The sequence below is a fragment of the Providencia sp. M-27 genome, assembly GCF_011077905.1.
Classification (GTDB): Bacteria; Pseudomonadota; Gammaproteobacteria; order Enterobacterales; family Enterobacteriaceae; genus Providencia; species Providencia huaxiensis.
Genome location: NZ_JAALBT010000001.1, coordinates 17,288 through 27,045, shown reverse-complemented (window position 1 = coordinate 27,045; position 9,758 = coordinate 17,288). Strand labels below are relative to the sequence as shown.

Below are 9,758 nucleotides of genomic sequence, written 5' to 3'. Positions count from 1 at the left end.
ACTGTCACCTAATTTCCTAGACCTAAACGCTCGCCCGCATAAGAACCGTCTTGTACGCGGCGCCACCACGTTTCATTGTTCAAATACCACTGCACTGTTTTGCGGATACCTGATTCGAAGGTTTCTTGTGGCGTCCACCCCAATTCACGCTCAATTTTCGCGGCATCAATGGCATAACGCATATCGTGCCCCGGCCGGTCTTTCACATATGTGATTAAGTCACGGTAGTGCGCCACACCTTGTGGTTTTTGCGGGTGCAGCTCTTCAAGCAGCTCACAAATCGTTTCTACAACATCAATATTACGGCGCTCATTATGGCCACCAATATTATAGGTGGTGCCAGGTTGCGCGGTTGTCGCAACTAAATGCAGTGCGCGTGCATGGTCTTCAACAAACAGCCAGTCACGAATTTGCTCACCTTTACCATAAACTGGCAGAGGTTTGCCTGCTAAGGCGTTCAAAATAATTAAAGGGATCAATTTCTCAGGAAAATGATACGGCCCGTAGTTATTTGAACAATTAGTGATCATCGTTGGCAGGCCATAGGTTCTTTGCCATGCACGAACTAAATGGTCACTCGATGCTTTCGATGCGGAATAAGGGCTACTTGGTGCATAAGGCGTGGTTTCTGTGAAGAAACCATCAGGCCCCTCGAGGTCACCATAAACTTCATCTGTTGAGATATGGTGAAAACGGAAAGCCGCTTTTTTCTCATCATTCAGTGCAGACCAGTAATGACGAGCCGCCTCTAACAGTGTGTAAGTCCCCACAATGTTAGTTTCGATAAATGCCGCAGGGCCATCAATTGAACGGTCAACATGGCTTTCTGCCGCTAAATGCATCACAGCATCGGGTTGATATTTTTCAAAAACAGCATCTAATGCAGCTCTATCACAAATATTCACCTGCTCAAAAGCATAGCGCGGGTTATTCGCAACCGTTGCAAGAGACTCTAAGTTACCTGCATAGGTTAAACAATCCAGAACCACTGCGCTGTCGTCAGTATTTTCAATAATATGACGAACAACAGCAGAGCCGATAAACCCGGCGCCTCCAGTGATTAAAATGCGTTTCAACGCCATACTCCTTTTGTATCCACGACCCATTTTTGTGGGATCGCAGAACCTTGGATGCCTTTGAACATATTGTGGTCAACTAACATTAAGATCACATCGGCTTCATTAACGGCTTGTTCAATCGAAACCAGCTCAGAAATACCTTTTAAAGAGGTCGGTAATTCATGGATGTGTGGCTCAACCGCATACGTTTTACCTGGGTTCCAGTTCGCCACCATTTTGGTGATGTGCATTGCTGGGCTTTCACGTAAATCATCAATATTCGGTTTAAATGACAGGCCGAAACAGGCAATTGTCACTTCACTGGCTTTTTTACCCGTTTCCACTAAGCAATCAGCCACTGCCGCTTTCACTTGGTCAACAACCCAAATTGGTTTGCCATCATTGACTAAACGAGCGGTATGAATAAGACGTGATTGTTTTGGATTTTGCGCAACAATAAACCATGGGTCAACCGCGATGCAGTGCCCACCAACACCCGGGCCTGGCTGCAAAATATTAACGCGTGGATGACGATTCGCGAGGCTGATTAACTCCCACACATTGATGTCTTGTTCAGCACAAATTAATGACAATTCATTCGCAAAAGCAATATTCACATCGCGGAAGCTATTTTCCGTTAACTTACACATTTCCGCGGTTCTTGAGTTAGTAATTACACACTCACCTTCAAGGAAAATATTGTATAACTCACTAGCACGCAGGGAGGATTTTGGTGTCATTCCACCAACAACGCGGTCATTTTTAATTAATTCGACCATCACTTGGCCTGGTAACACGCGCTCAGGGCAGTATGCGACATCGATATCGGCTTCTTCACCTGCTTGGTGGGGGAAAGTTAAATCAGGGCGAGCAGCTGCCATCCACTCTGCCATTTGCTCTGTTGTTCCTACTGGCGATGTAGACTCAAGGATGACTAAATCGCCTTTCTTCAATACTGGAGCAACTGACTCAGCGGCAGCACGTACATACGCGAGGTCAGGTTCGTGTTCGCCTTTAAATGGCGTAGGCACAGCAATCAGATAAGCATCCGCAGGTTGCGGCTTAGTAAAGGCTTTCAGGTGGCCTTCTTCAACTGCCTTTTTGACCACGATATCCAGTTCTGGCTCCACGATGTGGATTTTACCTTGATTAATAGTATCAACGGCATGTTGGTTAACATCGACACCAACCACTTGTTTTTTACGTGATGCAAAGGCTGCTGCTGTTGGTAAACCAATATAACCAAGGCCAATAACAGAAATAGTTTCAAAACTCATAATTTCACCTGATTACTTTTCAATGCTGCAAGAATACGCTGACAAGCATGACCATCCCCATAAGGGTTATGTGCGCGGCTCATTTCGTGATACTCCGCGTCATCTGTCAGTAACCGATTAACTTCTTTCACAATTTTTTGTGTGTCTGTTCCCACAAGACGAACCGTTCCTGCATCAACTGCTTCTGGTCGTTCTGTGGTATCTCTCATTACCAAAACAGGCTTACCGAGAGAAGGCGCTTCCTCTTGAATACCGCCTGAATCTGTTAAAATTAAATAAGCATGATTCATTAAATAAACAAATGGCAGGTAGTCTTGAGGGCTAATTAAAATAATATTATCAATATCATGCAGTATACGTTTAACAGGCTCACTCACATTTGGATTTAAGTGAACTGGGTAGACAACTTGCACATCTGGATGTGCTTGTGCAATTTCTGCCAGCGCATGACAAATCCGCTCAAAACCACCACCAAAACTTTCACGACGGTGGCCTGTGACTAAAATCATTTTTTTATTTGGGTCGATAAACGGATAGTTTGCGGCCAGTTTTTCCATCATGTACTGGTCGCTCATGACTTTATCACGTACCCACAATAGCGCATCAATAACACTATTTCCGGTGACAAAAATATGGCTGTCAGGAATAGACTCTTTTAACAGATTTTGGCGTGAATTTTCAGTTGGGGCGAAGTGATACATTGCTAAATGCCCAGCAATCTTACGGTTTGCTTCCTCAGGCCATGGGGAATACAGGTCTCCTGTACGTAACCCAGCTTCAACGTGCCCTACAGGTATACGATGGTAAAATGCCGCAAGGCTAGTTGCCATCGTCGTTGCGGTGTCGCCATGAACAAGAACAACATCCGGTTGAAAATCAGCAAAAACGCTTTTCAACCCTTCAAGAATACGACATGTGATATCAGTTAAATCTTGCCCTGGTTTCATAATATTGAGATCGTAATCTGGAATGATCTCAAACAGTTTCAGTACTTGATCTAGCATTTCACGATGCTGTGCTGTAACACAAACTTTGGCTTCAAAGTCTGCATCTTCAGCTAATGCATGAACCAGTGGTGCCATTTTAATGGCTTCAGGTCGTGTGCCGAATACAGTCAATACTTTCACAGTGACTCTCTTATATTTATCTTTCGCAGTGAGCTGCTTTTGTAATCTTAATAACTTTATATGCCACTGGTAAATTCACCAGTGGCTTATCCCAAAATCAAGATGGGCGGCGGCGAGCAAGTACCACACCGGCACCTACTAACATCCCTATGGCTCCCCATAGAACCATCATAAAGGCTCGACGAGGACTATCGCGTTTAACGGGCTCTTCAGGCGTTCGTAAATAGCGATATGCTTGAAAATTATCTTGGAGGGTAGGCCCTACGCTCAATGTTGATAACATGGCAATATTTTGATCGTAATCACTATCGTGATCGGGCCCAGTTGCTTTCAATGTTTCAATCTGTGCTTCTAATAAAGGGGCACCTAACATAAACATTTTAGAATCTGGAATTTCATCCACAGGCGTTGCACTTTGATTACGCACAATACCTTGTTTTTCAGCAACTTTTAGTGCTTGTTCTAAAGCATTCAAACGACGTTCATAAGCAGCCTTTGCCACCATGTCTTCGCGTTTAACCAATGCCTTCATAGATTGCATTTTCGTAGCCCAAGTGCCTTTAATTTCATCATTGAGATTCGTTGTCGCACGTTGGTTAGCGAACTGAGTATATTGACGCAGCAACTGGTTCGCATCAGCAGAAGTTTCCGCCACTAACTTAATGCTATCTGTTAAATTTTTGACTTCATCTGCTGGCGTAAACTCAATATCGTTGATGAGCTCATCCAATAATGCGGCATCTGCTTTAGGGTCATTCTCTAAACGCTGCTTATAGTAATCTGTATTTAGCCAAAACTGACGACGCGTATCATAAGAGCCGAGCTGCTTGGTGAATTCTTGATAAGCTTCTTTTGCGATTGTCGGTAATTGCCCTTCTACCCCCGTATTATTAATACGGGAATCGAGGTTGCGCAGAAATTGTTGCTGAGAATAGTAACTTCCCAGATTATTGACGGTTGGTAAATCCGTAATTGCTGTCGCACTCCACTTTGGCTGCATAAAATAGGACGCTCCCAAGGCAATTGCAGCAAAAATAACGGCAAATGCAACGATCCAAATTTTACCTTGCCACAGTGAGCGACATAAACCACGGATATCCAATTCCGGCTCTATTGGCGATTGATGCTGACTCGGTTGTGTTTCTGAGTTATTCACTGCACAGAACCTCTATTTTCGTTTTGTCGTTACCGTACTGCTCCTCTACGTGCTCTACGTCTTACTCGCTTAATAAAACGGGCGACTTTCCAAGCTCGTTTGATGCAGTAACCATACATCATAAATACAAGCAAAAATAATGCCAACATTACCCATTCAGGTACAAATGTTAAGTGTTCACCAATAATACCAACACACGCTAAAGCGGCTGCTGATAATGTAATCAGCACAAATGCCCCTTTTGGTGTAAAGCCAGAACGCATAATTAAATGGTGAATGTGTTGGCGATCTGGTGAAAATGGGCTCATGCCTTTACGAATACGTCGATACATAATGGCAACCATATCCATTAGAGGGATCGCAATAATCCATAAAGCGGTAACTGGGTTAATCGGATGTACTTCTTCTTGGGTCGAAGCCACAAGGATCCAAATAATAGTGAACCCAATCAGTGTACTTCCCGCATCTCCCATGAAAACTTTAAAACGGCGACCTAGTAACTCAAGATTTAAAATTAAGTAAGGAATAATCGCTACAATAAAAGCAAAGCACCAAAATGATAAAGCCATATTACCATTCAAGTATAATAAAAGTCCTAATGCACCAAACGCAACACAAGCAACTCCACCGAGTAAACCATCAATGCCATCAATCATATTGAAAGAATTGATCGCCGTCCATACTGCAAATAGCGTCACTATATAGGAAAAAGGCCCTAACACTAATTCCCATGGCCCAAACGCATACCCTAAAGAATTTAACTTAAGCCCAGCCACTGTCATCATTAACACTGCAACAAAAGCCTGTACAAACGCCCTTAGCTTTACACTAATGTCAAATCGGTCATCAAGAGCACCAACTAATACCAGAGTACCTGCACATAGCAAATATAACCATTTATGCGGGATGTATTCATTCGTAATAGAAAAAGCAAAACATATTCCAATATAAATTGATATTCCACCGACAAGTGGTACTAGTCCTTCATGTTTTTTTCTATAATTAGGCTTATCTACTAAGCCAATTTTGGCAGTTATTAGTCGAGCAATAAAAATCATACAAAACGTAAATAAAAATACGTAAAGAAGATTAGTAAAAAAATGTGCTCTATCCACTGGTTCACTCTCTCATTATTCTATTTAAATTACACATCAATGCTTCTGAGTGTTACTTAAAAACAAGCAATACAGATGATGAATGGCTTCTATCAGAAAACACGTTAACTACCGTACTGTTCTAGACTTGAGCCCTACTACTATCACATACCAATATCCAAGCAATATTCATGCCAATAAAATATCCTCATCATCTATAATCTGTATCACAAGGCATTCTAAAAAGAAAATTGAAGTATCCTTTTTTAGTATAGGTTATAAAAAAAGGCCACTTCAATTAAGAAGTGGCCTTAAAAGCATCGATAATTAAATGAACTTAACGACTAGGCTCTTTTCATAAAGTCAAAGAACTCTTCGTTAGTTTTCGTCATCGCTAATTTACTGATGAGGAACTCCATTGCATCGATTTCGCCCATTGGGTGAATGATCTTACGCAGGATCCACATTTTTTGTAACTCATCTTGCGATGTCAGTAACTCTTCTTTACGCGTACCAGAACGGTTGTAGTCTATTGCAGGGAAAACACGTTTTTCTGCAATCTTACGAGACAGGTGCAGTTCCATGTTACCTGTACCTTTAAACTCTTCGTAAATAACTTCATCCATCTTAGAACCGGTATCAACCAGTGCAGTTGCAATGATTGTCAGGCTTCCACCTTCTTCAACATTACGAGCAGCACCGAAGAAACGTTTTGGACGGTGTAATGCGTTAGCATCCACACCACCGGTTAATACTTTCCCAGAGGAAGGTACAACGGTGTTGTATGCACGGGCCAGACGCGTAATAGAGTCGAGTAAAATGATAACGTCTTTTTTATGTTCAACTAGACGTTTCGCTTTCTCAATCACCATCTCAGCGACTTGAACGTGACGTGCTGCAGGCTCATCGAAAGTTGAAGCGATTACTTCACCTTTAACTAAACGCTGCATTTCTGTCACTTCCTCAGGACGTTCATCGATCAACAGAACCATCAGAACGCAATCAGGATAATTGTGTGCAATATTTGCTGCAATGTTTTGCAGCAACATTGTTTTACCCGCTTTCGGTGGAGCAACAATCAGACCACGTTGGCCACGACCGATTGGCGCCGCAAGATCCAGTACACGTGCAGTTAAATCTTCAGTTGAACCGTTACCACGTTCCATACGCAGACGACGGTTTGCATGCAATGGAGTTAGGTTTTCGAAAAGAATTTTACTGCGGGCATTTTCAGGTTTGTCGTAGTTAACTTCGTTGACTTTTAGGAGGGCAAAATAACGTTCACCTTCTTTAGGAGGACGAATTTTTCCTGAAATTGTGTCACCTGTACGTAAGTTAAAACGGCGGATTTGGCTAGGAGAAACGTAGATATCATCAGGACCTGCGAGGTAAGAACTGTCTGCTGAACGGAGGAAACCAAATCCATCCTGCAATATTTCCAGTACGCCATCGCCGAAAATATCTTCGCCACTTTTCGCATGCTGCTTCAAAATAGAGAAAATAATATCCTGCTTTCTCATACGGGCTAAGTTCTCTAGCCCCATGTTTTCGCCTAACGTAATCAATTCTGATACTGGCGTATTTTTTAATTCGGTAAGATTCATAATGGTGGGTTCTTTAACTCGGGGTAATTCTCGAACTATGAACGTAAATTGACGGCAGCTTATTATTAAGTGCCAGTTTAACTTTATACTGCCCTGCTGATCGCTAATTTTTACCAAAAGCAAACAGCAATGCAAAAAAATCTTGTGCTAGCCATTACTAAGATTACTCTAACATTTGACTGCAACCCATCTTGATGATGTGTGGCATATTATTAGAAACACGGACAATATTAGCAATAGTTTTTTGTACATTTAGGACAACATCCATCCCAATATCGCAAATTTAATGTCAGATTAGCATTAAAAAACACATAACAGCTCAATGCCAACCTTCTCCCACTTCATTTTTATATCCAAAAGATATAAAAATATTGAATTTCACTATGTTCGTTTATGCACTATCTTTAATTCATATGAAGGATACATTGAAACAGAAGATATTGAATACGGCTATAACTCAACGTCTAAACTTTCAATTTCATATTTAAAATCATTATGTCATCAGTTTTTTGATCAAAAAAGACATCACAATACTGAACTAACAAGCTAGATATGTAAGATAAGAGCAATGGAATACAAGGTAATTCATATGGGTGCTATACGAGGAATAAAGATAACTTATCATGCTTAAGTGAAGACGTCTAGCGGCTCTCTAGATAAAATAGATATACCGCTAAACGTTTTAGCTTACATATAACGATAACTTACAGATTTTCGTCTAAAAATTCTTTCAGTTGCGTTTTTGATAATGCACCGACTTTCGTTGCTGCGACTTCACCATTTTTGAATAAAAGCAAGGTCGGGATACCACGAATTCCATATTTTGGAGCAGTACCTGGGTTTTCATCAATATTCAGTTTTGTGATAGTCAGTTTGCCTGTATATTCTTCAGCAACTTCATCAAGAATAGGCGCGATCATTTTACAAGGACCACACCATGCTGCCCAAAAATCGACGAGAACAGGTGAACTTGCGTTCAAAACTTCAGTTGCAAAACTTGCATCAGTTATATGTATAATTTTATCGCTCATGTTGTACTCCAAGGGGTCATCTTTTGCAGACTTAGTGTAACATTATTGGCAGCAGTATGCTTTATTTCAAAAGATACACTTTCGTAAACCAACCGTTAACTGATATTCTAACATACTATGAGTAAAGCACACTTGACAGAAAAGAAGTTTTCCGACTTCGCATTGCACCCTAAAGTCATTGAAGCTCTAAATAAAAAAGGCTTCAATTTTTGCACGCCTATCCAGGCGTCCACCTTGCCTTTTACTGTCGAAGGCAAAGACGTGGCGGGTCAAGCGCAAACCGGTACAGGGAAAACGTTAGCTTTTTTAACGTCTACATTCCATTATTTATTAACTCACCCTGCGATTGAGGGTAAAAAAGCGAATCAGCCTCGTGCTCTCATTATGGCGCCGACACGCGAACTCGCTGTACAAATCTATTCAGATGCTAAAGAGCTCGCTGAGTACACTGGCCTGAAAATGGGCTTAGCATACGGTGGTGACGGCTATGATGAGCAACTGAAGGTTTTACAAAACGGTGTTGATATCCTTATTGGTACAACTGGCCGTTTAATCGACTACGCAAAACAAGGCCATGTCGACTTAAGTGCGATTCAAGTTGTGGTCCTCGATGAAGCCGACCGTATGTATGACCTTGGTTTCATTAAAGATATCCGCTGGATTTTCCGTCGCATGCCAGGTGCGGCAGACAGGCTTAACTTGCTGTTTTCTGCAACTTTATCTTACCGAGTAAGAGAATTAGCTTTCGAACAAATGAATAACCCTGAATATGTTGAGGTCGAACCTTTACAAAAAACAGGTCATCGTATTAAAGAAGAGTTATTTTACCCTTCTAATGAAGAGAAAATGCGCTTGCTCCAAACGCTACTTGAAGAAGAGTGGCCAGAGCGTTGTATTATTTTCGCCAATACCAAACACCGTTGTGATGATATTTGGGCACATTTAGCTGCTGATGGTCATCGTGTAGGCTTGCTAACTGGCGATGTCGCACAGAAAAAACGACTGCGTATATTAGAGCAATTCACACAAGGCCATTTAGATATTTTAGTGGCAACTGATGTTGCTGCACGTGGTTTACATATTCCATCAGTAACTCATGTCTTTAACTACGACTTACCTGATGACTGTGAAGATTATGTACACCGTATTGGCCGTACTGGCCGTGCTGGCGAAAGCGGAAACTCAATTAGCTTAGCCTGTGAAGAATATGCACTTAACCTGCCAGCTATTGAAGAATATATCCAACACTCAATCCCTGTGAGTAAATATAACAGTGATGCATTATTGAGCGATTTACCTGCGCCAAAACGCCGTCATCGCCCACGTCCTGGAGGCCCTCGCCGTAATTCGAATTCGCAGCGTCGCCACAATGGCCCACGTAACAACCATAAACGTCCAGGCTGAGTAAAAA

General features: G+C 41.9%; 8 protein-coding genes. 1 reads left to right on the top strand and 7 read right to left on the bottom strand.

The genetic code is table 11. The features are described from left to right. Positions 1-8 precede the first annotated feature (8 nt). From rffG to trxA, 7 genes are all read right to left on the bottom strand, one after another. Complete coding sequence (gene rffG, locus G6Q48_RS00120; RefSeq protein WP_181489940.1) at positions 9-1,082, bottom strand: dTDP-glucose 4,6-dehydratase; 1,074 nt, start codon at positions 1,080-1,082, stop codon at positions 9-11. Further along, positions 1,073-2,335: a UDP-N-acetyl-D-mannosamine dehydrogenase gene (wecC, locus tag G6Q48_RS00115; protein WP_102139869.1), complete on the bottom strand. Its 1,263-nt coding sequence runs from the start codon at positions 2,333-2,335 to the stop codon at positions 1,073-1,075. Before wecC ends, rffG begins: the two co-directional genes overlap by 10 nt. Further along, positions 2,332-3,462 carry a non-hydrolyzing UDP-N-acetylglucosamine 2-epimerase gene (gene wecB, locus G6Q48_RS00110; protein ID WP_102139868.1) on the bottom strand — a complete coding sequence of 377 codons (1,131 nt, stop codon included), beginning with the start codon at positions 3,460-3,462 and terminating at the stop codon, positions 2,332-2,334. Before wecB ends, wecC begins: the two co-directional genes overlap by 4 nt. A gap of 97 nt (positions 3,463-3,559) precedes the next feature. Continuing rightward, positions 3,560-4,618, bottom strand: coding sequence for an ECA polysaccharide chain length modulation protein (wzzE, locus tag G6Q48_RS00105; protein ID WP_166263935.1), 1,059 nt, complete (start codon positions 4,616-4,618; stop codon positions 3,560-3,562). Positions 4,619-4,647: 29 nt separating this feature from the next. Further along, positions 4,648-5,733 (bottom strand): UDP-N-acetylglucosamine--undecaprenyl-phosphate N-acetylglucosaminephosphotransferase, encoded by a 1,086-nt coding sequence (wecA, locus tag G6Q48_RS00100; protein ID WP_166263933.1) that lies wholly within the window; start codon positions 5,731-5,733, stop codon positions 4,648-4,650. Between the two features lie 323 nt (positions 5,734-6,056). Beyond that, complete coding sequence (gene rho, locus G6Q48_RS00095; protein ID WP_004906109.1) at positions 6,057-7,316, bottom strand: transcription termination factor Rho; 1,260 nt, start codon at positions 7,314-7,316, stop codon at positions 6,057-6,059. Between the two features lie 704 nt (positions 7,317-8,020). Beyond that, entirely contained in the window at positions 8,021-8,347 is a 327-nt protein-coding gene (trxA, locus tag G6Q48_RS00090) for a thioredoxin TrxA (RefSeq protein WP_102139865.1), read from the bottom strand. A 117-nt stretch (positions 8,348-8,464) separates the two neighbouring features. Between trxA and rhlB the strand changes: the two genes are divergently transcribed. Next, entirely contained in the window at positions 8,465-9,751 is a 1,287-nt protein-coding gene (gene rhlB, locus G6Q48_RS00085; RefSeq protein ID WP_166263931.1) for an ATP-dependent RNA helicase RhlB, read from the top strand. The last annotated feature ends 7 nt before the right edge of the window (positions 9,752-9,758 follow it).